Raw genomic sequence first — 20,751 nt, 5'->3', positions numbered from 1 at the left:
TCGCTACCTTCCCCACCGCAGCGCGGCGGTCTGCACGGGCGCGTCGTAGAGGCCGAGGAGCTCGTCGTCGACCTGCAGCAGCGTGATCGACACGCCCTGCATCTCCAGGCTCGTCACGTAGGAGCCGACGAGCGAGCGCGCGAGGTCGATGCCGCGCTCGGCGAGCACCTCCGCCGCGCGGCGGAAGACGATGTACAGCTCCGACTGCGGCGTCCCGCCCATGCCGTTGACGAGCAGCACGACGCGGTCGCCCTTCGCGAACGGCAGGTCCTCGAGGATCGGCTCCATGAGCCGGTCGACGATGCGGTCGGCGGGCTCGAGCGCGATGCGCTCGCGGCCCGGCTCGCCGTGGATGCCGATGCCGATCTCGATCTCGTCGTCGGCGAGCGTGAAGCTCGGCTCCGTCGCGTGCGGCACCGTGCAGGGCGACAGCGCCATGCCCATCGTGCGCACCTTGCGGTTGACGGTGCGCGCGACCTCCGCCACCTGGTCGAGCGAGTCCCCGCGCTGGGCGGCAGCGCCCGCGAGCTTCTCGACGAGCAGGGTGCCCGCGACGCCGCGACGGCCGGCGGTGTAGAGCGAGTCCTTGACCGCGACGTCGTCGTCGACGATGACGGTCTGCACCTCGATGCCCTCCGCGAGGGCGAGGTCGGCCGCGGTCTCGAAGTTGAGCACGTCGCCGGTGTAGTTCTTGACGATGTGGAGCACGCCGGCCCCGGCGTCGACCTGCTTCGTCGCCTCGAGGATCGGGTCGGGCGTCGGCGAGGTGAACATCGCCCCGGGCACCGCGGCGTCGAGCATGCCGAAGCCGACGAAGCCGGCGTGCAGCGGCTCGTGGCCCGACCCGCCGCCGGAGACGAGGCCGACCTTGCCCTGCACGGGCGCGTCCGCGCGGACGACGACGAAGGGCGGGTCGACGACCACGCGCACGAGGTCGGCATGCGCGGCGGCGAAGCCTGCGACGCCTTCGTCGACCGTCTTGGTGGGGTCGTTGATGAGCTTCTTCACGGTGCGCCTCTCGTTCAGCTTGGCCGGTCGGGCTCACGCTACGCCCCGCCGCCTGGAATCTCGATGGCCTCGATCGAAGATCTCTCGGATTTCGGCCCGGCCCCGGCTATCGTGTGCCGTACCACCCGAGTGGGCGGTACGGGCGATGCGGCCCGTAGACGAGAAGGCAGGGACCATGGAACCCAATCTCGGACTGGTATTCCTCTCAGAGCTGGTGGGCACCGCGATGCTCGTGCTGCTCGGCTGCGGCGTCGTGGCCAACGTCGTGCTGAAGGGCAACAAGGGCTACGGCGGCGGCTTCCTGATGATCAACTTCGGCTGGGGCCTCGCGGTCTTCGCCGGCGTGATCGTCTCGGCGTACTCGGGGGCGCACCTGAACCCCGCCGTCACCTTCGGCCTGCTCGCGCGCGACCTCGCGACCGGCGTCGACTACAACTGGGCGATGCTGCCCGTCTACCTCGCGGCGCAGTTCATCGGCGCCTTCCTCGGCGCCGTGCTGTGCTGGCTCGCCTACAAGCAGCACTTCGACATCGAGGAGGACCCGGGCGCGAAGCTCGGCACCTTCTCGACCGGCCCCGGCATCCGCAACAACGGCTGGAACCTCGTCACCGAGATCATCGGCACCTTCGTGCTCGTCTTCGTCGTGATCGGCTTCAGCGCACAGAACGGCGTCGAGGCCGACGTGCCCGCGGGGCTCGCCTCGCTCGGCGCGCTGCCTGTCGCGCTCCTCGTCGTCGGCATCGGCGCCTCGCTCGGCGGACCGACCGGCTACGCCATCAACCCCGCCCGCGACCTCGGCCCGCGCATCGCCCACGCGCTGCTGCCCATCAAGGGCAAGGGCGCGAGCGACTGGAGCTACGCCTGGATCCCGGTGGCCGGCCCCATCATCGGCGGCATCCTCGCCGGGCTCCTCGCGCCGACGGCCATCGCCGGCATCACGGGCTTCGCGGCCTGACGCATCGCGGAGGGGCCTCCCCTGGCCCCTCCGTCGTCGCGGCTCCGCGGCGCATCCACACCAGCACGGCATCCATCACAGAACGAAGGAGTTCCGGTGAACGACTACGTCATCGCGATCGACCAGGGCACGACCTCGACTCGCGCCATCCTCTTCGACCACTCGGGGAGCATCGTCTCCACGGGCCAGCTCGAGCACGAGCAGATCTTCCCGCAGGCGGGCTGGGTCGAGCACGACCCGAAGGAGATCTGGAACAACACCCGCGAGGTCATCGGCCAGGCGCTCTCGAAGGCCAACGTCACCCGCCACAACGTGAAGGCGATCGGCATCACGAACCAGCGCGAGACGGCGGTGGTGTGGAACAAGCAGACCGGCGAGCCCGTCTACAACGCCATCGTCTGGCAGGACACCCGCACGCAGAAGATCGTCGACCGGCTCGCCGACGGCGACACCGACCGCTACAAGCAGAAGGTGGGCCTGCCGCTCGCGACCTACTTCTCGGGCACGAAGATCGTCTGGATCCTCGAGAACGTCGAGGGGGCCCGTGAGGCCGCGGAGGCGGGCGACCTGCTCTTCGGCACCACCGACTGCTGGGTGCTGTGGAACCTCACGGGCGGCGTCAACGGCGGCGTGCACGCGACCGACGTGACGAACGCGTCCCGCACGCTGTTCATGGACCTCGAGTCGCTCGAGTGGGACGACGCGATCCTCGCCGACTTCGGCGTGCCGCGCTCGATGCTGCCCGAGATCAAGTCGTCGTCCGGCGAGTTCGGCGTCGCGGCCTCCGAGTCGCTGCTGCGCGAGACGCCCATCACGGGCATCCTCGGCGACCAGCAGGCGGCGACGTTCGGCCAGGCGGCGTTCGACAAGGGCGAGGCGAAGAACACCTACGGCACCGGCAACTTCCTCATCTTCAACACGGGCGAGGAGATCGTCCACTCGAAGAACGGGCTGCTGACCACCGTCGGCTACAAGATCGGCGACGAGCCCACGCACTACGCGCTCGAGGGGTCGATCGCCGTCACGGGCTCGCTCATCCAGTGGCTGCGCGACAACCTGGGCCTCATCCCGGACGCCCCGGCGGTCGAGCAGCTCGCGAAGTCGGTCGACGACAACGGCGGTGCGTACTTCGTGCCGGCGTTCTCGGGCCTCTTCGCGCCCTACTGGCGGCCGGATGCGCGCGGCGCGCTCGTCGGCCTCACGCGGTACGTCAACAAGGGCCACATCGCGCGGGCCGCGCTCGAGGCGACCGCGTTCCAGACCGCCGAGGTGGTCGACGCGGTGAACGCCGACTCCGGCGTCGACCTCACCGAGCTCAAGGTCGACGGCGGCATGATCGCGAACGACACGCTCATGCAGTTCCAGGCCGACATGCTGCGGGTGCCCGTCATCCGCCCGGTCGTCGCGGAGACGACGGCGCTCGGCGCCGCCTACGCGGCCGGCCTCGCGGTCGGCTTCTGGACGTCGCTCGACGAGCTGCGCCAGCAGTGGCAGGAGGACCGCCGCTGGGAGCCGCAGATGGAGCAGGAGGCGCGCGACCGCACCTACCGCAACTGGAAGAAGGCCGTGCAGAAGACCCTCGACTGGGTCGACGACGACGTGGCCTGACACGCCAGCGCCAGGTACGACGGCATGGCGGAGGGGGCGGCTGCGGCCGCCCCCTCCGTGCTGCCCGGGACGAGCGGGAACGGCCGGCGCGGCGCGGTCAGAGCTGCGCTCGGTACACCGGGTCGCTGAGCCAGATCACCGCGGCCGCGATCACCACGACCACCATCGTCATGCGCGCCGTCGAGACGGCGAGCACGATCGACGCCCACCAGTCGTCGTCGGCCGAGAGCCGGCCGCGCGCGACGGGCTGCTTCGCCGAGATGGCGACGGTGATCGCGATGGGGTCGAGCGCCACGAGCATCGTGATGACCGCCGAGCGCAGCCGCTGCGCCTCCCCCGTGCGCGACGCACGACCGGAGCCGTGCGGCTCCGCGACGTTCGCGACCGGCAGCAGCGCGCGCATCCAGCCGTCGAGCCACCACGCGAGCAGCACGAGCCCGAGCACGAGCACGAGCAGCACGGCGCGCACGACGATCTCGTCGTACGCGGTCTGCGCCTCCTGCCACGGGTCGCTCGCGAGCCGCGCCCGCAGCGCGGGCATCGCCCGCGCGAAGAACGCGGCGCCCGCGGTCGCGTAGCCGAGCGCCACGATGAGGATCGTGAGCGGATGCCGCATCCGCACGAGCATCCACGCGATGATCAGCGCGGCACCGGCGCAGAACTCGACGGCGTCGAGCGCGCCGTAGGTCGTCGCGCCGAGCAGCGACGTGGTCTGCATGAGCAGGATCGCGGTCTGCGCCCCCGCGAACAGCACGAGGCAGTAGAGCGCGCCGACGCGGTAGCCGCGCGACGCCGGCGCCACGAGCGCTGCGAGCAGCAGCAGCAGCACGCCGATGATGCGCAGCGTCACCGACGGGGTGAGCGATGGCGGTCGGTGCAGCAGCAGCGTGAGGCCGTAGCAGGCGAGCAGCCCGCCGAGCGCGAGCGCGACGAGCAGCAGCGAGCGCGAGGCGCGGTCGGCCCACGAGAGCGGCCAGCTGCCCCACACCTCGTCGCGCGACCACGTCGACTGCCGCTGCGCCCTCGGGTGCTCGGCCACCTGCGCGCTCACGCGATCAGCGCACGGCGGCGCGCCACGCGTCGAGCGTGCGCGTCGCTGCCCCGGAGTCGATGGCCGTGCGCGCGACCTCCAGCTCCTCCGCCAGCCGCTCGACGAGCGGGCGGTCCTTCTGCCGCACGTCGCCGTCGAGCCGCCAGGCGACGAGCGCGGCGGCGGCGTTGAGCAGCACGATGTCGCGCACCGCGCCCTGCTCGCCCGCGAGCGTGCGGCGCAGCACCTCGGCGTTGTGCTCCGCGGAGCCGCCCCGGAGGTCGTCGAGCTGCGCCCGCGGGATGCCGAGCTCACGCGGGTCGATGTCGTGCTCGACCACGTCGCCGCGCGCGACCTCCCAGAGCTCCGAGTGGCCGGTCGTCGTGAGCTCGTCGAGCCCGTCCTCGCCACGGACGACGAGCGCCGTCGCGCCGCGGGTCGCGAAGACGCCGACGAACTGCTCGATGACGCGCTTGTCGGCGACGCCGACGAGCGTCACCTCCGGCCGCGCCGGGTTGACGAGCGGGCCGAGCACGTTGAAGACGGTCGGGACGCCGAGCTGCGCGCGCACCGGGCCGGCGTGGCGGAAGCCGGGGTGGAAGCGCGTCGCCCACGCGAACGAGATGCCGGCCTCCTCGAGGATGCGGCGCACGGCGGCGGGGTCCTCGTCGGCGGGCACCAGACCGAGCGCCTCGAGCACGTCGGAGGCACCCGAGGACGACGAGACGGCGCGGTTGCCGTGCTTGAGCACGGGCACGCCCGCGGCGGCCACGACGATGCTCGCGGTCGTCGAGATGTTCACGGTGTGCTGCCGGTCGCCGCCGGTGCCGACGATGTCGACCAGGCGGGTGTCGCCGGGCAGCGGCACGGCGGCCTCGAGCACGGCGTCCCGGAAGCCCACGAGCTCCTCGGCCACCACGCCCTTGCTGCGCAGCGCGATGAGGAAGCCACCCATCTGCGCCTCGGTGGCACGGCCGGAGACGATCTCGGCCATGGCCCACTCGGCCTGTCGGATCGCGAGATCCTCCCCCTCGAGCAGCGTCTCCAGCACGACTGGCCAGGTCAAGAGGCGATCCATAGGTCCAGCCTAGGCGTTGGCGGCACGCGGGCCCGCCGGGTCGTCCCCCCGGGGGTGAACTGTCACTAGGATGGGAACGTGTCCACTACTGCGCTCTCCCCGTCGCCGTCGGCGCCGATGATCAGGCGGCCGAACACCGTTGCGGTCGGCACCATCGTCTGGCTCGGCAGCGAGGTCATGTTCTTCGCCGGCCTGTTCGCGATCTACTTCACGCTGCGCTCGATGTCCGGAGATCTCTTCGCGACCGAGGCAGAGAAGCTGAACGTGATCTTCGCCACGATCAACACGATCATCCTGCTGGCCTCGAGCTTCACGTGCCAGGCGGGCGCGAACGCAGCCGAGCACCACCAGGCGTTCCGGTCGGGCGGAAGGTTCCAGCTCTCCAAGTGGGGCATGGTCGAGTGGTTCTACCTCACCTACGCCATGGGCGCGGTCTTCATCATCCTGCAGGTCTTCGAGTACATCGTGCTCATCAGCCACGGGGTGACGCTGTCGTCGAGCTCCTACGGCTCGGCCTTCTACCTCACGACCGGCTTCCACGGCCTCCACGTGACCGGCGGACTCTTCGCCTTCCTGTTCGTGATCGGCCGCGCGTACGCCGTCAAGCGCTTCGCACACAAGGAGGCGACGAGCGCGCACGTCATCTCCTACTACTGGCACTTCGTCGACGTGGTCTGGATCGGCCTGTACCTCGTCATCTACTGGCTCAAGTAAGCAACGGTTGGGACTGAGAACGTTGGCATCACGCAAGAAGACCGGTCGCAGGCACCCGCTCGCCAGCGCGGCGCTGCTCATCATCGGACTCGTCGCCGCAGGCGGCGCGTCGGTCGCGGTGGGCTCCGTGGCGAACGCCGAGCCGGCCACGACCCCGCACTCCCAGCAGCTCACGGCCGCCGACGGCGAGGCGCTCTTCCGCGCCAACTGCGCGTCGTGCCACGGCCTCAACGCCGAGGGCACCGAGAACGGCACGAGCCTCATCGGCGTCGGCGCCGCATCGGTCGACTTCCAGGTCATGACCGGCCGCATGCCGATGGCGATGTCCGGCCCGCAGGCGCTGCAGCGCGAGCCGCAGTTCTCGCAGGAGGACACCGACGCGATGGCTGCGTACATCGCCTCGCTCGCGCCGGGCCCGGACGTGCCCTCCGAGGAGCTGCTCGACACCTCCGTGGTCGACGCCGAGGGCATCGCCGCCGGCGGCGAGCTCTTCCGCATCAACTGCGCCATGTGCCACAACGTGGCCGGCGCCGGCGGCGCGCTCACCGAGGGCAAGTTCGCCCCGCCGCTCAAGGGCGTCGCGGCCAACCACATCTACGAGGCCATGCTCACGGGCCCGCAGAACATGCCGGTGTTCAACGACTCGAACATCAGCCCCGAGGAGAAGCGCGAGATCATCGCTTACCTGAACTACCTCGACGAGAACCCGTCGGTCGGCGGCTTCGACCTGGGCGCGCTCGGACCGGTGTCCGAGGGCCTGTTCATCTGGATCTTCGGTCTCGGCGGCATCGTCGCGATCACGGTCTGGCTGACCTCGAGGCCGAACTGACCATGGCGCAGGACACAGGAAGGACCGACAGCATGTCGGCTGAAGGCCAGTCCGCTCCGGCGGAGCAGCACGAGGTCGCGGTCTACGACCGCGGCGCAGCGGTCGTGCAGGCCGACGCGTTCGAGAACCCGGGCCTGCCCCCGCACCGCCCGCGCCAGACCGACCTCCACCCCGTCAAGGAGCGTCGCGCCGAGCGCCAGGTCGTGTGGTGGTTCCTGCTCTCGATGGTCGGCTCGGTGCTCGCGATCATCGCGTACGTCGCCGTGCCGATCGAGTCGGGCGACATGGGGACGGTCCGCTTCAACAACCTGTTCCTCGGCCTCGGCATCGCGCTCGCGCTGCTCGGCGTCGGCTTCGGCGGCATGCACTGGGCCCGTCAGCTCATGAGCTCGCACGAGGTCGTCGAGGAGCGCCACCTGTCGCGCGGCTCGGAGAAGACCCGCGCGCGCGCCGTCGAGATCTTCCAGCTCGGCGACGAGGAGTCCGGCTTCTCGCGCCGCTCGCTCATCCGCAACACGCTCATCGGCGCGATCGCCCTCGTGCCGCTGCCCGCAGTCGTCCTCTTCCGCGACCTCGCCCCGGCGCAGGACGCGGTGGAGGCCATCTCGAACACGATGTGGAAGGCGGGCTCCCGGCTCGCGCTCGACCCCACCGGCACGCCCATCCGGGCGACCGACGTCACGATCGGGTCGGCCTTCCACGTCATCCCGGAGGAGCTCAAGGACCTCGGTCACGATGAGGGCTACCTCGATCAGAAGGCCCTGGCGTCCGTGCTGCTCGTCCGCGTGCCGCTCGACCGCCTCAACGAGCAGCCGGCACGCGCCGGATGGTCGTACGACGGCATCGTCGCCTACTCGAAGATCTGCACGCACGTCGGCTGCCCCGTGGCGCTGTACGAGCAGCAGACCCACCACCTGCTCTGCCCCTGCCACCAGTCGACCTTCGACGTGACCAACCACGCCAAGGTGATCTTCGGACCTGCCAAGCGCCCGCTGCCGCAGCTGCCGATCACGGTCGACGACGAGGGCTTCCTCATCGCGCAGAGCGACTTCACCGAGCCCATCGGCCCCTCGTTCTTCGAGCGCCTCGGGCATGTCGACCCTGAGCACGTGCCGCTCTCGGCCGCTGAGCTGGAGACCCGAGCATGACTTCCACCGCACCGCGCCCCACCCTCACCGCGCAGGCGTCGAACTACCTCGACGAGCGCACCAGCATCTCGACCATGGTCGCGACGCTCGGCCGCAAGGTCTTCCCCGACCACTGGTCGTTCATGCTGGGCGAGGTCATCCTGTACTCGTTCGTCGCGATCCTGCTCTCGGGCACGTTCCTGACGTTCTTCTTCGACCCGTCGATGACCGAGGTCCACTACGAGGGCTCCTACGTGCCCCTCAAGGGCATCGCGATGTCGGCGGCCTACGCGTCGTCGCTCGACATCTCGTTCGACATCCGCGGCGGCCTGCTCATGCGCCAGGTGCACCACTGGGCGGCGCTGCTGTTCGTGGCGGCCATCGGCCTGCACATGCTGCGCGTCTTCTTCACCGGTGCGTTCCGCAAGCCGCGCGAGATCAACTGGGTCGTCGGCTTCATCCTCTTCATCCTCGCGATGGCGGAGGGCTTCACGGGCTACTCGCTCCCCGACGACCTGCTCTCGGGCAACGGCCTCGCGATCATCAACGGCATGGTCAAGGGCATCCCGATCGTGGGCACCTGGATCTCGTACCTGTTCTTCGGCGGGCTGTTCCCGGGCGACGACATCGTGTCGAGGCTCTTCGTGCTGCACATCATGCTGCTGCCCGCGATCGTGATCGCGCTCATCGGCGTGCACATGGTGCTGCTCATCGTGAACAAGCACACGCAGTTCGCCGGCCCCGGCAAGACGAACGACAACGTCGTCGGCGCGCCGATCATGCCGCTCTTCGCGGCGAAGGCGGGCTCGTTCTTCTTCATCGTCTTCGGCGTGATCGTGCTCATCGCATCGACGTTCACGATCAACCCGATCTGGGCCTACGGACCGTACGACCCGTCCCCCGTGTCGGCGGGCACGCAGCCCGATTGGTACATCGGCTTCGCCGACGGCGCGCTGCGGCTCGCCCCCGGCCTCGAGTCCGAGATCTTCGGCCTGACGCTCTCGTGGAACATCCTGATCCCGATGGCGGTGCTCGGCGCCTTCATCGTGCTCGTCATGTTCTACCCGTTCATCGAGCAGTGGATCACGGGCGACAAGCGCGAGCACCACATCGCCGAGCGCCCGCGCAACAACCCGACGCGCACGGCCATCGGCGCCGCGGGCATCCTGTTCTACGCCGTGCTGTGGGCGGCCGCGTCGTCCGACCTCATCGCGACGCACTTCCAGCTCAACGTGTTCCAGGTCACCTGGTGGCTGCAGGCGACGCTCATCCTCGGCCCGATCGTCACGTTCTGGCTCACCCGCCGGATCGCGCTCGGCCTGCAGAAGAAGGATCGCGAGATCCTGCTGCACGGCTACGAGTCGGGCAACATCCGCCGGCTCCCGGGCGGTGAGTACGTCGAGGTGCACCAGCAGCTCGACGAGTACGAGTCGTGGAAGCTCAAGGCCTTCGACTCCTACGAGCCGGTCATGGTGCGCCCGAACGCCAAGGGCAAGATCACGCCCGCGACGCACGCGCGTGCCGCGCTCACGCGCTGGTTCTTCGAGGACCGCATCGCCCCGGTCAGCCGCGGCGAGCTCGAGGCAGCGAAGCACGACCACCACTGACGCATGACGCGGAGGGCCCGGGATGATTCCCGGGCCCTTCGCTGTTGGCTCGGGCATGCCCCTCGAATTCGGTGTCCACACGTTCGCAGCCGTCCCCGTCGTCGACGGCGCACCGCTCAGCCCCGCGCAGGTGCTGCGCGACGTCGTGCAGGAGGGGATCGCGGCCGAGCGCGCCGGCCTCGCCTTCTTCGGCGCCGGCGAGCACCACCGCGAGGACTTCGCGATCAGCGCCCCCGAGATCGTGCTGGGCGCGCTCGCCACCGTCACCGAGCGCATCCGCCTCGGCACCGCCGTCACCGTGCTGTCGTCGAACGACCCGGTGCGGGTGTTCGAGCAGTTCTCCACCCTCGACGGCATCTCGAGCGGTCGTGCGGAGCTCATCGTGGGCCGCGGCTCGTTCACCGAGTCGTTCCCGCTCTTCGGGTACCGCCTCGAGGACTACCAGGCGCTCTTCGAGGAGCGCCTCGAGCTGCTGGCGGCGCTCGTGCGCGAGGAGCCCGTCACGTGGTCGGGCGAGCTGCGCTCCCCGCTCGTCGAGCAGTCGGTGCACCCGCGGTCGCACGCGGCGGAGCACGGCGGCCGGATGCCGGTCTGGGTCGGCGTCGGCGGCTCCCCCGAGTCGGTCATCCGCACCGCGCGACACGGGTTCGACATGATGCTCGCGATCATCGGCGGCAGCCCCGCGCAGTTCGCGCCCTTCTCCGGGCTCTACCGGAAGGCGATGGAGCAGTTCGGCCACACCGCCGGCCGCGTCGGCATGCACTCCCCCGGTCTGATCGCCGAGACGGACGCGGAGGCGAAGCGCATCCTCATGCCGCAGTGGCTCGTCTTCCGCAACCGGCTGGGACGCGAGCGCGGCTGGGGCGAGGCGTCCGAGCGCGAGTTCGACGCGAACGCCGCCGAGCACGGCGCGCTCTTCGTCGGCAGCCCCGAGACGGTCGCGCAGAAGATCGTCTGGGCGCACGAGACGCTCGGCATCGAGCGCTTCGACCTGAAGTACGACTCGGGCACCCTGCACGAGGACAACCTGCGCACGATCGAGCTCTTCGGCACCGAGGTCGTGCCCCGGGTGCGGGCGCTGCTCGGCGAGTGAGCGCCTCGCGCTGACACCGCGTCGCAGGCCGCGCTCAGGCGAGCAGCGCCTCTGCCCGCTCGAGCAGCCGCTGGGCCGCGGCGCTGCTGCGGTCGTCGCCGCGGCCGGCGTTCGCGAGGGCGTGCCCCATGAGGTGCGTGGCGGCGATCGCGGCGACGCGCGCGTCGCCGGCCCAGCCGGACTGCAGCTCGTCGGCGAACGCGGCGAGCGCTGCCCCGGCCTCGGTCGCGGGCGTCCGCTCGATCGCCGAGACGACGACGTGCCCGAAGAGCGCGCCGCGGTCGTCGGCGGGGTCGCCGAGCCCCGCGGTGTCGATGTCGAGGATGCCGGTGATCGTCGAGGGCGCGGCCTCGTCGACGAAGATCTGCCCGAGGTGCAGGTCGCCGTGGATCGTCACCGGGCGCGGCAGCACCGTCGCGGCGTAGCGCTCCGCGACGAGCTGGGCGAGCCGCGCCGTCTGGCGGCCGAAGAGCGGCGCCGTCTCCTGCATCCGCTCGGCGTACCAGTCGACGCGGCGCGCGAGCGACTCGCGCGCGCCGATCGCGACGGGCACCGACGCGATGTGCTGGGTGAGCTCGTCGAGGCCGCGCGCGAACCGCGCGCGATCGATCCGCTCGAAGACGTCGATCGCGGGCACGCCGGGGAGCTCGCCGAGCAGCACGAGCCCGGCGTCCGAGAAGCCGAGCGAGCGCGGCACCGGCACCCCGGCGGCGCGGAAGCGCTCGTGCAGGTCGTGGATCGACGAGGCGAGCGACGGGTGCACGACCTTCGCGAACCAGCGGTCGGTCGCGGTCTCGACGCGCAGCACCGCCCGCTTACCAGGACGGTACGCCTCCATGCGGAGCTTCGCGCCCTCGGCCGCGATGCCGAACTTCGCGAGCACGACGCCGGCGGCCTCCGGGTAGGAGACGGCGGGCAGCGACGGGAGCGCCGGGTCCTGGGGGTACGCCCACGCGGTGAGCCGGCGGCCCGACGCGTCGACGAGCTCGACCGTGTGCTCGTCCATCGGCGCGCTCGGCGAGGTGTTCACGTAGATCGTGACGCGCTCGATGCTGTCGTCGCGCGTGCGGACGCCGCACGAGAAGCCGACGATGAAGCCCTCGTTCACGGGCTCGACGTCCTTCTGCGCGAAGTCGACCAGCTCGCGCCCGCTCTCCGCGACGAGTCGCATGAGGACCGCGGCAGCGTTGTCGAGCATGCCTCCCATCCAACACCGCCGCAGCCGGGAAGCGGCCCAGGCGCGCGATACCGTTGGGTCATGCGGTGGCTGGGACGGCTCATGGTCGAGCAGCAGGCGCCGTGGCTCCAGGTCGTGAAGATGCTCGTCGCGATCGTGGTGTCGTGGGTCGCGAGCTCGCTGCTGCTCGGCACCGAGCTGCCCATCTTCGCCGCGATCGCCGCGCTGCTCGTCGTCGCGCCGAGCGTGCACCAGTCGATCGGCAAGGGGCTCGAGCGGTCGGCCGGCGTGCTCGGCGGCGTCGTGCTCGCGTGGCTCGCGAGCCTCACGCTGCCCACCGGGCCGCTCGTCGTGCTCGCCGTCACGCTCGTCGCGGTGCTCGTCGCGCGGCTGCTGCGGCTTGCGCCGATGGCCGCGAACCAGCTGCCGATCAGCGCGATGATCCTGCTCGCGCTCGGCGCGGGCGCGGGGCCGCTGTTCGGCTTCGAGCGGGTCGTCGAGACGCTCATCGGGGCGGCGTGCGCGCTGCTCATCAACCTGGTGGTCGTGCCGCCCGTGCAGCACGAGCCGGCCGAGCGGGCGATGCGCGAGACGGCGTACGCGGTCGCCGACGCCTACGATCGCGTCGCCGCCGCGCTCGCCTCCCACGACGCCGTCGACGGCGAGCGGCTGCTCGCGGACGCGAGAGCGCTGCGCGCGCACGTGCAGCGCACCCGGGCGGCGATGGATGCGCTCGAGGAGTCCACGCGGCTCAACCTGCGCGCGCGGGCGCTGCGCGAGCGGATCGCGCGCGACGAGCGGCTGCTGCTGACGCTCACGGTGCTCGTGAACCGGGTGATCGGCATGTCGCGCACCGTCGCCGACCGGTTCGACGCATCCGTCGCCGACGACCCGATCGTGCACCGGGTCGGCACCGAGGCGCGGCGCATCGCGCACGGCGTGCGGATGCTCGTCGACCGCCACGCGCTCGAGGACGGCCGCACGACGACCATGCCCGCGCTCGACGGGCCGGCGCTCACGACCCCGATCGCGGTGCCGCAGCCGCACCCCACCCACTGGGTGCTCATCGGCGCCCTGCTGGAGGACGTGCGTCAGGCGCGCGAGTCGCTCGAGGCGGACGGGGCGGGCGAGTAGGGCGTCAGCCACTGCAGCCGCCAGAACTCGTCGGCCGAGAGCTCGAAGGAGTGCGTGTCGACCGCGACCGCGCGGCGCACCGCGTCGGGGTCGAGGTGCGGCCGGGCGAGGATCGACACCGCGCTCTGCCGCAGCACCGCCGACCGGCCGTAGTGGATCGCCAGGATGTCGGCGGTCGCGGGGGTGTCGGAGACCACGTAGGCGCTCGAGAGCAGGCGCGAGCGGCCGAGCATGCGCCACGAGAAGTGCCGGCCGGCCCACGCCGCCTCGGCGATCACCTCGCGGTCGCCCTTGTCGGGACGGTGGTACTCGTACACCTCGCGCAGCTGCAGCGGCGAGCTGCGCACGAGCTCGAACGTGAGCCGCGGGTTCTTGCGCTCCGGGTGCGTCCAGTACGGGAACGTGGTCGCGCGGATCGCCCACGTGCCGCGCAGCAGGCGCGCCAGCTCAGCGGGATCAGCGACGCGTGACATGGCCCCAGGATAACCACCGGATACGCTCGCGTCATGGCGAGTGAGGACCTGGAGCGCGCGATCGCGGTCGCGGCGCGGGCGTTCGACGGCCGCGTCGACCGGCAGGGGCAGCCCTACGTCGCCCACGCGATCCGCGTGATGCTCGACGTCGACACCGACGACGAGCGGGCCGTCGCGATGCTGCACGACGTGTTCGAGTGGGGCACCGTGACGCTGCGGCAGTTCCACGCCGCGAAGTTCCCGAAGCGCATCGTCGACGCCGTCGACGCGCTCACGAAGCGGCACGGCGAGTCGACGGCCGAGCACGTGGAGCGCGTGCGCGGCAGCGAGCTCGCGGCCACCGTCAAGGTCGCCGACCTGCGCGACAACGCGCTCGAGTGGCGCCTCGACGCGCTCGACGGCGCGACGCGCGACCGCCTCGTGGCGATGTACCGCGAGACCGCCCAGCTGCTCGGCACGAGCCTCGACGAGATCTGCGGCCGCCCCGTCAGCTGAGGCGGCGTTCCCTCCACCCGCGCCCTGCGCACGACGCAAGCTCGGGGCGCCCATCCAGCGGGCGGCGTCGCTCGAGCGGCTCAGCCGAAGCGGAAGCCGGTCGGCGGGCTTGCGTTGTGCGCCCGCCGCGAGGCGAGGCGCGGAAGGTGGAGGGGCGGCTACCAGATGCCGAAGGGCCGGCGGCGCACGCGACGCTCGATCGGCAGCAGCAGCCGCAGGAACAGCCGGTAGCGGCGGGCGTCGAGCACGAGGTCGTGGCTCGGCAGGTGGTCGACGATCGGGCCGAACACGCGCTTGAAGACGCCCGGCCCGTGCAGCCGGTGCGAAGGGTCGTCGGCGAGCCACGAGGGCGGCGTCGCGTAGGCGTCGTACACCTCTGCGCCCTGCTCCTTGAACCACTGCATCGCGCGCCAGCGGATGAGGTGCGCGCCGCCGCGGATCGCCCGGTCGGGCACCGAGCCGCCGTCCTTCGCCAGCGCGTAGCGGCCGAACCGGATCATGAAGGCGGATGCCTGCGGCCCGTCGTGCGCGCCGTCGTACCCGAACCAGAAGTGACCGCTCCCCTGCGCGACGGCGGCGCTCCAGAGCGTGCGGTAGTACTCGTAGGGCTTCATGCCCTCGACGCCCTTGCCGCCCGACACCGTCTGCATGAGCTGGTGCATCGTGCGGTAGGTGTCCTCGCCGGGCTCGACCTTCTCGACCCGGTAGCCGTTGCGCTCGGCGTAGCGGATGTGGTTGCGCAGGCTCTTCTTGAAGCCCGCGAAGATCGTCTCGACGTCGGGCATGAGGTCGACGAGCACGGTGTGCGTGTTCTGCTGGATCGCGTTCGCGGCGCGGTAGCCCGCCGTCTTCAGCACCGCGCGGTGCTCGGGCGTGTCGACGACGAACGGCTCCACCTTGACGGCGAACACGCCCTTCGCGGCACCGTCCCGAGCGGCGCGAAAGGCGTCGGCGATGCCGCCGAGCTGCTCGAACGACGCGCCGGGCCCGGTCGCGAAGTACCAGAAGCGTCCGGCGAGCGAGCGGTGCTCGAGCGCGAGCGCGTGCACCGTCTCGGGGCCCTCGAGCACGAGGTGGCGCGGGTGCAGCCGCTCGGTGCGCTTGAGCGTCGCGTAGGCGGCGCTCTGCGTCCACTGGCCGCCGTCCGGGTTCTGCAGCACCAGCGCATCCCAGTCCGCGATCTCCGCCGCGGTCGCGTCCCGCAGCGTCCAGCGCGTGCTCGCCATGCTCACCGCTCCCCCATCTCCATCCATCGTCGTCACCACAGTCCCGTCACCGGAGCCCTGTCACCAGAGGCCCGTGTAGCGGCGCTTGACGCGCCACTCGACCGGCCGCACGGCCTTCCGCCAGACCTGCTGGGCACGAGGCCGCAGCAGCACGTCGTGGCTCGGGGCGAAGTCGCTGATCTCGCCGAACTGCTGCTTGAAGCGCGCGAGCCCCGCCATCCAGTGGTCGGGGTCGTCCTTCGCCCACGTCGGCGGCGCGCCCATCATGTCGAGGCCGCTGAAGCCGCGCTCGCGGTAGTGCCGCACGCGCGTCCAGCGGCCGAGGTGCGCACCGCCCTCGATGAGGCGGTCCGGGCGCGAGCCCTCGTCCTTGTCGATCACGGTGCGGCCGAACGGGATCGTGAAGGTCACCGTCTGCGGTCCGTCGCCGCCGTCGTGGCCGAGCCACCAGTCGGCCTGGCCGCGGCTCGTGAACGCGCGCCAGATCGTCTTGTAGTAGTCCTCGTCGCGCATGCCGGCGAGGCCCTTGCCGCCGCGGATGGTCTGCATCCGCTGCCACGCGAGGTCGAACAGCGCCTCGTCGCCCTCGACGCGCTCGATCGTGAAGCCGTCGCGCTCGGCGCGGCGGATGAGCTTGCGCGCCGTCTTCGAGAACGACCCGAAGATCTCCTCCTCGGTGCGCTCGAGGTCGATGACGACCGTGTGCGTGTGCAGCTGCACGTCCTCGGCCTGCATGAGGCCGGCATCCGCGAGCATCGCGAGCGCCTCTGGGGTGCGCGGCAGCCGCGGCTCGACCTTGACCGAGATCAGGGTGGGGTGCTCGCGCCGCACGAAGGCGCGGATCGCGTCGACGACCGCGCGCATGTCGGGGTGCAGCGGCGCGCACGGGAAGTACCAGAACCGGCCGATCCAGCCGTTCCGCTCGAGCGCGAGCGCGTAGACGGGGACCTCGGCGTCGAACACGAGGTGGTGCGTGCGGAAGCCGTCCCAGCGCTTCAGCTCGGCGAACGCGAGCGTCTGGGTGAACTGCCCGCCGTCCGGGTTGGTGAGCACCAGCGCGTCCCAGTCGCGCAGCTCCGCGGGCGTGGCGGGGCGCAGTCGCATCTCGGTCATCGCAGCGTGTCCGGACCCTTGCGGATGCGCCACTCGACGCGGCGCACGACGCGCTCCCACAGCCGGTGCCGCAGCGGGTGCAGCACGAGGTCGAACGACGGCAGGAAGTCGGTGATCGGCCCGAAGCGCAGCTTGAACTGGGCGAGCCCGTAGAACGGGTGCGTCTCGTCGTCGGCGCGGTCCGACGGCGGCGTGCCCGCGAGGTCGAAGGCGAGCGCGCCCTCCTCGATGCAGTCCTGCATCGCCGTCCACAGCAGCAGCGCCGAGCCGCCGTTGATCTTGCGGTCGGGGCGCGAGCCCCCGTCCTTGTAGACGGCGGTGCGGCCGGCCGTCGTCACGAAGATGCCGGCCTGCGGCTCGTCGCCGTCGTCGTCGTAGCCGAAGTAGAAGCGGCCGGTGCCGGCCTCGGCGAACGCGCTCCAGAAGCGGTCGTAGTAGGCGCGCTCGCGCATGCCCGCCATGCCCTTGCCGCCCTGGACGGTGAGCATCATCGCGTGCATGCGGTCGAAGGTCTCCTGCGTCGCCTCGGGGCGCTCGACCCGGTAGCCCTTCTTCACGGCGCCGCGCACCTGGCGCCGGATCATCTGCGAGAACGAGGCGAACAGCGCCTCCTCGCCCTGCGCGAGGTCGAGCACGACCGTGTGCGTCATCACCTGCATGTCGCGGCTCTGCTCGAGCCCGAGCGCTCGCAGCTCGGCGATGCGCGCATCGCTGCGCTCGAGGTGCGGCTCGATCTTCACGACGAGCAGCCCGGGCTGCTGGCGCGCGAACGCGCGCAGCCCCTCGACGACGGCGCCCATCTCGGTGGCGGTCGGGCCCATCGGCACGTACCAGTAGCGGCCGAGCGACACCCTGCCCTCGAGCGCGAGGACGTGGATGCGCTCGGTGCCGTCGGCGGTCGGCGCGTCGATGACGAGGAAGACGGGCTCGAGGCCGTCGATGCGCTTCGTCTCGGCGAACGCCGACGACTGCACCATGTGCCCGCCGTCGGGGTTGGCCAGGATGCGCGCGTCCCAATCGGCGATCTCGTCTGGGGACGCGCGTCGGACGGCAGCTGGAGCGGGCATGGAACCTCTCGGTCGGACGGGCGGGGTCCAGCCTACGGCGCGGTCTCGGGGGCGGCCGTCGGCTCGCCGCGCAGGTCGCGGACGAGCAGCGTGCCGCCGACGATCGCCGCAGGGGTCGCGACGACCGCGAGCCCCGGCACGAGCAGCAGCAGGTAGGCGACCATCCCGAAGCCGAGCGAGCGCCAGCGATGGGCGGCGAGCAGCGCGCGGCGGTCCGCGAGCGTCATGCCGCGCGCGTCGCCCGCGATGCCCGTCAGCTCGCGCGCGAGCGCCCTGCCGCCGAGCACGGCGCCGACGGCGAGGCCGAGCACGCTGCCGATGAGCGGCACGAGGCCGACGAGGAACACGACGAGCGCCGTGCCGATGGCCATGCCGATGAGCACCACGGCGTCGCGCAGCCCCTTGGCGACCGAGGGCCAGAAGCCGAGGTCGGGCGCCTCGTGCGCCGCGCCGAGCCGCGCGTCGACCGATCGCGAGATGCGCTCGTAGAAGGGCTCGCCCACCGCGAGCGTGATCGCCGCGAAGGTCAGCACGCACAGCACGACGGCGCCGACGAGCAGGCCGAGCGCGAGGGCCGTGCGCAGCACGTCGGACCAGAGCCGATCCCAGCCGTCGGCGAACGGGGTGAGCGCCGTCGCCCATCCGCCCACCTGGAAGGCGAGCAGGATGAGCACGCCGAGCATCACGAGCCCGACGAGCAGCGCCGGCACGGCGCCGAGCAGCATCAGGCGGGGGTCGCGCGACCAGGTGGCGAAGCCGCGCAGCAGGATGCCCGCGCCGGCGAGCAGCTCCGAGAGGGGTTGACGCATGCGGCCATGCTGGCACGCACTCCTGCCGCTGTCCGCCGGCTCGACCGCTGTTCGTAGGATCGAGCCATGCCGACCCGCACCGACCCGAGCTCGGGCGCAGCGCGCCCGGCGCACGCCATCGCCGTGCTGCTCGCCGCCGTGCTGTGGGGCACGACCGGCACCGTCGCGCACTTCGCGCCGGCCGGCGCCTCGCCGCTCGCGATCGGCCTCGCCACCTTCGGCATCGGCGGCCTCGTGCTCGCGGCCATCTCGCTGCGGCGGGTGCTCGCGGTGCTGCGCCGCCGCGCGCACCTCGGCTGGCTACTCGCCGGCGCGGTCGGTGTCGTGCTGTACCCGTCGGCCTACTACCCGTCGATGACGCTCGCCGGCGTCGCCGTCGGCAACGTCGTCGCGCTCGGCTCGGGCCCGATCTTCGCGGCACTGCTCGAGTGGGCGGTCGACCGCCGCCGGCCCGACGCGCGCTGGGCGATCGCGACGGGCGTCGCCGTCGTCGGCATCGTGCTGCTGTCGCTCGGCGGGCACGGCGGCGCCGCGGCGGATCCGTCCGCTGCACCCGTCGGGGTCGGCCTCGCGCTCCTGGCCGGCTTCGGCTACGCGCTCTACGCCTTCGCGGGCGCGCGGCTCATCGCCGGCGGAGCGAGCGCGACCGGCGCGATGGGCGCACTCTTCCTCACCGGCGGGCTCGCGTGCCTGGCGTGGCTCGCGATCGTCGGGCTCGGGCCGCTCGTCTCGCTGCCGGGCGCCGCGACGGTCGCCTACCTCGCGCTCGTGCCGATGGCGCTCGCCTACCTCCTGTTCGGCTACGCGCTGCGCGCGCTCACGTCGTCGAGCGCGACGACCCTGGCGCTCGCGGAGCCCGTGGTCGCGACGCTCCTGGCCGTGCTCGTGGTCGGTGAGCGACCCACGGCGGTCGGCTGGACGGGCCTCGCGGTGGTGGCGGTCGGCATCGCGCTGCTCGCCGTTCCCGCACCCAGCCGGAAGGTGACGCTCAGCCGACCGCGCGTAGGTTCGGGGTACAACCAGGCACGACCCGAACCCACTCACGGAGGAGCGTCAGAGCATGACCGACCAGGACCCCCGCACGAAGCACCACGCTGACGAGTTCCCGACGCAGCAGCAGCCCGAGCAGCCGGGCCTGACCGAGCCGATGGACCCCGCCCCCGACCACGGCGAGTCGAGCTGGACCGGTCGCGGGCGCCTGCAGGGGCGCCGTGCGCTCATCACCGGCGGCGACAGCGGCATCGGCCGCGCCGTCGCGGTCGCCTTCGCGCGCGAGGGTGCCGACGTCGCGATCGTCCACCTGCCGGAGGAGGCGGAGGACGCCGCCGAGACGGGCAGGCTCGTCGAGGAGGCCGGTCGCCGCTTCCACGCGATGGCCCTCGACCTCACCGAGGAGCAGTCCTGCATCGACGCCGTCGCCGGTGCTGTCGAGCAGCTCGGCGGGATCGACGTGCTCGTGAACAACGCGGCCTACCAGCGCCAGCGCGACGGCATCGAGCACATGCAGGTCGCCGAGGTCGACCGCGTCTTCCGCACGAACCTCGTCGCCGCGATCGTGCTGGCCCGCGAGGCCGTCCCGCACATGGGGCCCGGCGCATCCATCATCTCGACGACGTCGATCCAGGCGCAGGAGCCCTCCCCGGGCCTGCTGGACTACGCCATGACGAAGGCCGCGCTCGTCGCGTACACCGAGGCGCTCGCGCAGGATCTGGGCGAGCGCGGTATCCGCGTGAACGCCGTCGCGCCGGGGCCGATCTGGACGCCGCTCATCCCCGCCACCGACTTCCCCGACGAGAAGGTCGAGCAGTTCGGCCAGGACACGCCGCTCGGCCGTGCGGGGCAGCCCGTCGAGCTCGCCGGCGCCTACGTCTACCTCGCGAGCGAGGAGGCCTCGTACGTCTCCGGCGCCGTCGTGCCGGTCACCGGCGGTCGGGGCTTCTGATGCCGAACCCGAGCATTAAGGACGAGGAGCTCTACGAGAAGCTCAAGAGCGAGGGCAACTCGTCCGAGAAGGCGGCGCGCATCGCGAACGCGGCGGCCAGGGACGGCCGGTCGAAGGTCGGCGAGCGCGGCGGCGACGCCGAGCGCTACGAGGACCGCACGGTGCCGGAGCTGCGCGACCGCGCGAAGGAGCTCGGCATCGAGGGCACCTCGACGCTCAAGAAGGCGGAGCTCATCGAGCGCCTGCGCGACCACTGAGAGCCGTGG

21 protein-coding genes are annotated in these 20,751 nt (G+C 71.8%); 12 read left to right on the top strand and 9 right to left on the bottom strand.

From position 1 onward, the window contains the following. Positions 1-3: 3 nt before the first annotated feature. Positions 4-1,008 (bottom strand): dihydroxyacetone kinase subunit DhaK, encoded by a 1,005-nt coding sequence (gene dhaK, locus EDD26_RS11390; RefSeq protein ID WP_123697820.1) that lies wholly within the window; start codon positions 1,006-1,008, stop codon positions 4-6. A gap of 175 nt (positions 1,009-1,183) precedes the next feature. On the opposite strand from dhaK, the gene EDD26_RS11385 reads away from it, so the two are divergent. Together EDD26_RS11385 and glpK are read left to right on the top strand one after the other, a co-directional pair. After that, positions 1,184-1,963 (top strand): MIP/aquaporin family protein, encoded by a 780-nt coding sequence (locus tag EDD26_RS11385; RefSeq protein ID WP_123697819.1) that lies wholly within the window; start codon positions 1,184-1,186, stop codon positions 1,961-1,963. Between the two features lie 96 nt (positions 1,964-2,059). Then, positions 2,060-3,571: a glycerol kinase GlpK gene (glpK, locus tag EDD26_RS11380; protein WP_123697818.1), complete on the top strand. Its 1,512-nt coding sequence runs from the start codon at positions 2,060-2,062 to the stop codon at positions 3,569-3,571. Positions 3,572-3,668: 97 nt separating this feature from the next. On the opposite strand, the gene EDD26_RS11375 is transcribed toward glpK, so the two are convergent. Both EDD26_RS11375 and trpD read right to left on the bottom strand, forming a co-directional pair. Then, positions 3,669-4,622, bottom strand: coding sequence for a hypothetical protein (locus EDD26_RS11375; protein WP_123697817.1), 954 nt, complete (start codon positions 4,620-4,622; stop codon positions 3,669-3,671). Between the two features lie 4 nt (positions 4,623-4,626). Then, positions 4,627-5,679 (bottom strand): anthranilate phosphoribosyltransferase, encoded by a 1,053-nt coding sequence (gene trpD, locus EDD26_RS11370; protein ID WP_123697816.1) that lies wholly within the window; start codon positions 5,677-5,679, stop codon positions 4,627-4,629. Positions 5,680-5,757: 78 nt separating this feature from the next. Between trpD and ctaE the strand changes: the two genes are divergently transcribed. From ctaE to EDD26_RS11345, 5 genes are read left to right on the top strand one after another with little or no spacing between them, the layout of a single operon-like run. Then, positions 5,758-6,393 carry a cytochrome c oxidase subunit 3 gene (ctaE, locus tag EDD26_RS11365; protein WP_483923577.1) on the top strand — a complete coding sequence of 212 codons (636 nt, stop codon included), beginning with the start codon at positions 5,758-5,760 and terminating at the stop codon, positions 6,391-6,393. A gap of 13 nt (positions 6,394-6,406) precedes the next feature. Then, positions 6,407-7,222 (top strand): cytochrome bc1 complex diheme cytochrome c subunit, encoded by an 816-nt coding sequence (gene qcrC / locus EDD26_RS11360; RefSeq protein ID WP_123698561.1) that lies wholly within the window; start codon positions 6,407-6,409, stop codon positions 7,220-7,222. Positions 7,223-7,254: 32 nt separating this feature from the next. Further along, positions 7,255-8,370 carry a cytochrome bc1 complex Rieske iron-sulfur subunit gene (gene qcrA / locus EDD26_RS11355; RefSeq protein WP_123697815.1) on the top strand — a complete coding sequence of 372 codons (1,116 nt, stop codon included), beginning with the start codon at positions 7,255-7,257 and terminating at the stop codon, positions 8,368-8,370. Further along, on the top strand, positions 8,367-9,956 hold the full coding sequence (gene qcrB / locus EDD26_RS11350) for a cytochrome bc1 complex cytochrome b subunit (protein ID WP_123697814.1): 1,590 nt from the start codon (positions 8,367-8,369) through the stop codon (positions 9,954-9,956). Before qcrA ends, qcrB begins: the two co-directional genes overlap by 4 nt. A 55-nt stretch (positions 9,957-10,011) precedes the next feature. Then, positions 10,012-11,049 carry an LLM class flavin-dependent oxidoreductase gene (locus tag EDD26_RS11345; protein WP_123697813.1) on the top strand — a complete coding sequence of 346 codons (1,038 nt, stop codon included), beginning with the start codon at positions 10,012-10,014 and terminating at the stop codon, positions 11,047-11,049. 34 nt (positions 11,050-11,083) lie between these two features. On the opposite strand, the gene EDD26_RS11340 is transcribed toward EDD26_RS11345, so the two are convergent. Further along, complete coding sequence (locus EDD26_RS11340; RefSeq protein WP_123697812.1) at positions 11,084-12,247, bottom strand: phosphotransferase family protein; 1,164 nt, start codon at positions 12,245-12,247, stop codon at positions 11,084-11,086. A gap of 60 nt (positions 12,248-12,307) precedes the next feature. Between EDD26_RS11340 and EDD26_RS11335 the strand changes: the two genes are divergently transcribed. Then, positions 12,308-13,360, top strand: a complete 1,053-nt coding sequence (locus EDD26_RS11335) for an FUSC family protein (protein WP_123697811.1) — start codon at positions 12,308-12,310, stop codon at positions 13,358-13,360. Here the strand turns inward: EDD26_RS11335 and EDD26_RS11330 are convergent. Then, positions 13,318-13,833 carry a hypothetical protein gene (locus EDD26_RS11330; protein ID WP_123697810.1) on the bottom strand — a complete coding sequence of 172 codons (516 nt, stop codon included), beginning with the start codon at positions 13,831-13,833 and terminating at the stop codon, positions 13,318-13,320. The genes EDD26_RS11335 and EDD26_RS11330 overlap by 43 nt on opposite strands. 33 nt (positions 13,834-13,866) lie before the next feature. Between EDD26_RS11330 and EDD26_RS11325 the strand changes: the two genes are divergently transcribed. Continuing rightward, positions 13,867-14,328, top strand: coding sequence for an HD domain-containing protein (locus EDD26_RS11325; protein WP_123697809.1), 462 nt, complete (start codon positions 13,867-13,869; stop codon positions 14,326-14,328). Between the two features lie 158 nt (positions 14,329-14,486). Here the strand turns inward: EDD26_RS11325 and EDD26_RS11320 are convergent, their stop codons facing one another. Genes EDD26_RS11320 through EDD26_RS11305 form a run of 4 tightly spaced genes read right to left on the bottom strand, consistent with a single transcriptional unit; the run spans position 14,487 to position 18,543 of the window. Continuing rightward, entirely contained in the window at positions 14,487-15,554 is a 1,068-nt protein-coding gene (locus EDD26_RS11320) for a lipid II:glycine glycyltransferase FemX (RefSeq protein WP_170165623.1), read from the bottom strand. Positions 15,555-15,614: 60 nt separating this feature from the next. Next, complete coding sequence (locus EDD26_RS11315) at positions 15,615-16,667, bottom strand: lipid II:glycine glycyltransferase FemX (RefSeq protein WP_123697807.1); 1,053 nt, start codon at positions 16,665-16,667, stop codon at positions 15,615-15,617. Then, a complete protein-coding gene (locus EDD26_RS11310) occupies positions 16,664-17,734 on the bottom strand; it encodes a lipid II:glycine glycyltransferase FemX (protein ID WP_123697806.1) in 1,071 nt (356 codons plus the stop codon). The genes EDD26_RS11315 and EDD26_RS11310 overlap by 4 nt, the downstream gene beginning before the upstream one ends. 32 nt (positions 17,735-17,766) lie before the next feature. Further along, positions 17,767-18,543, bottom strand: coding sequence for an EI24 domain-containing protein (locus tag EDD26_RS11305; protein WP_123697805.1), 777 nt, complete (start codon positions 18,541-18,543; stop codon positions 17,767-17,769). A 66-nt stretch (positions 18,544-18,609) separates the two neighbouring features. On the opposite strand from EDD26_RS11305, the gene EDD26_RS11300 reads away from it, so the two are divergent. From EDD26_RS11300 to EDD26_RS11290, 3 genes are read left to right on the top strand one after another with little or no spacing between them, the layout of a single operon-like run. After that, positions 18,610-19,641 (top strand): DMT family transporter, encoded by a 1,032-nt coding sequence (locus tag EDD26_RS11300; RefSeq protein WP_123697804.1) that lies wholly within the window; start codon positions 18,610-18,612, stop codon positions 19,639-19,641. After that, a complete protein-coding gene (locus tag EDD26_RS11295; protein WP_123697803.1) occupies positions 19,604-20,485 on the top strand; it encodes an SDR family oxidoreductase in 882 nt (293 codons plus the stop codon). Before EDD26_RS11300 ends, EDD26_RS11295 begins: the two co-directional genes overlap by 38 nt. Beyond that, positions 20,485-20,742 (top strand): DUF7218 family protein, encoded by a 258-nt coding sequence (locus EDD26_RS11290; protein WP_123697802.1) that lies wholly within the window; start codon positions 20,485-20,487, stop codon positions 20,740-20,742. The genes EDD26_RS11295 and EDD26_RS11290 overlap by 1 nt, the downstream gene beginning before the upstream one ends. Positions 20,743-20,751 lie beyond the last annotated feature (9 nt).

The sequence above is a fragment of the Agrococcus jenensis genome (assembly GCF_003752465.1).
Lineage (GTDB): Bacteria > Actinomycetota > Actinomycetes > Actinomycetales > Microbacteriaceae > Agrococcus > Agrococcus jenensis.
The sequence above is the reverse complement of the archived record's forward strand: the minus strand, read 5'-3'. Positions and strand labels throughout refer to the sequence as shown.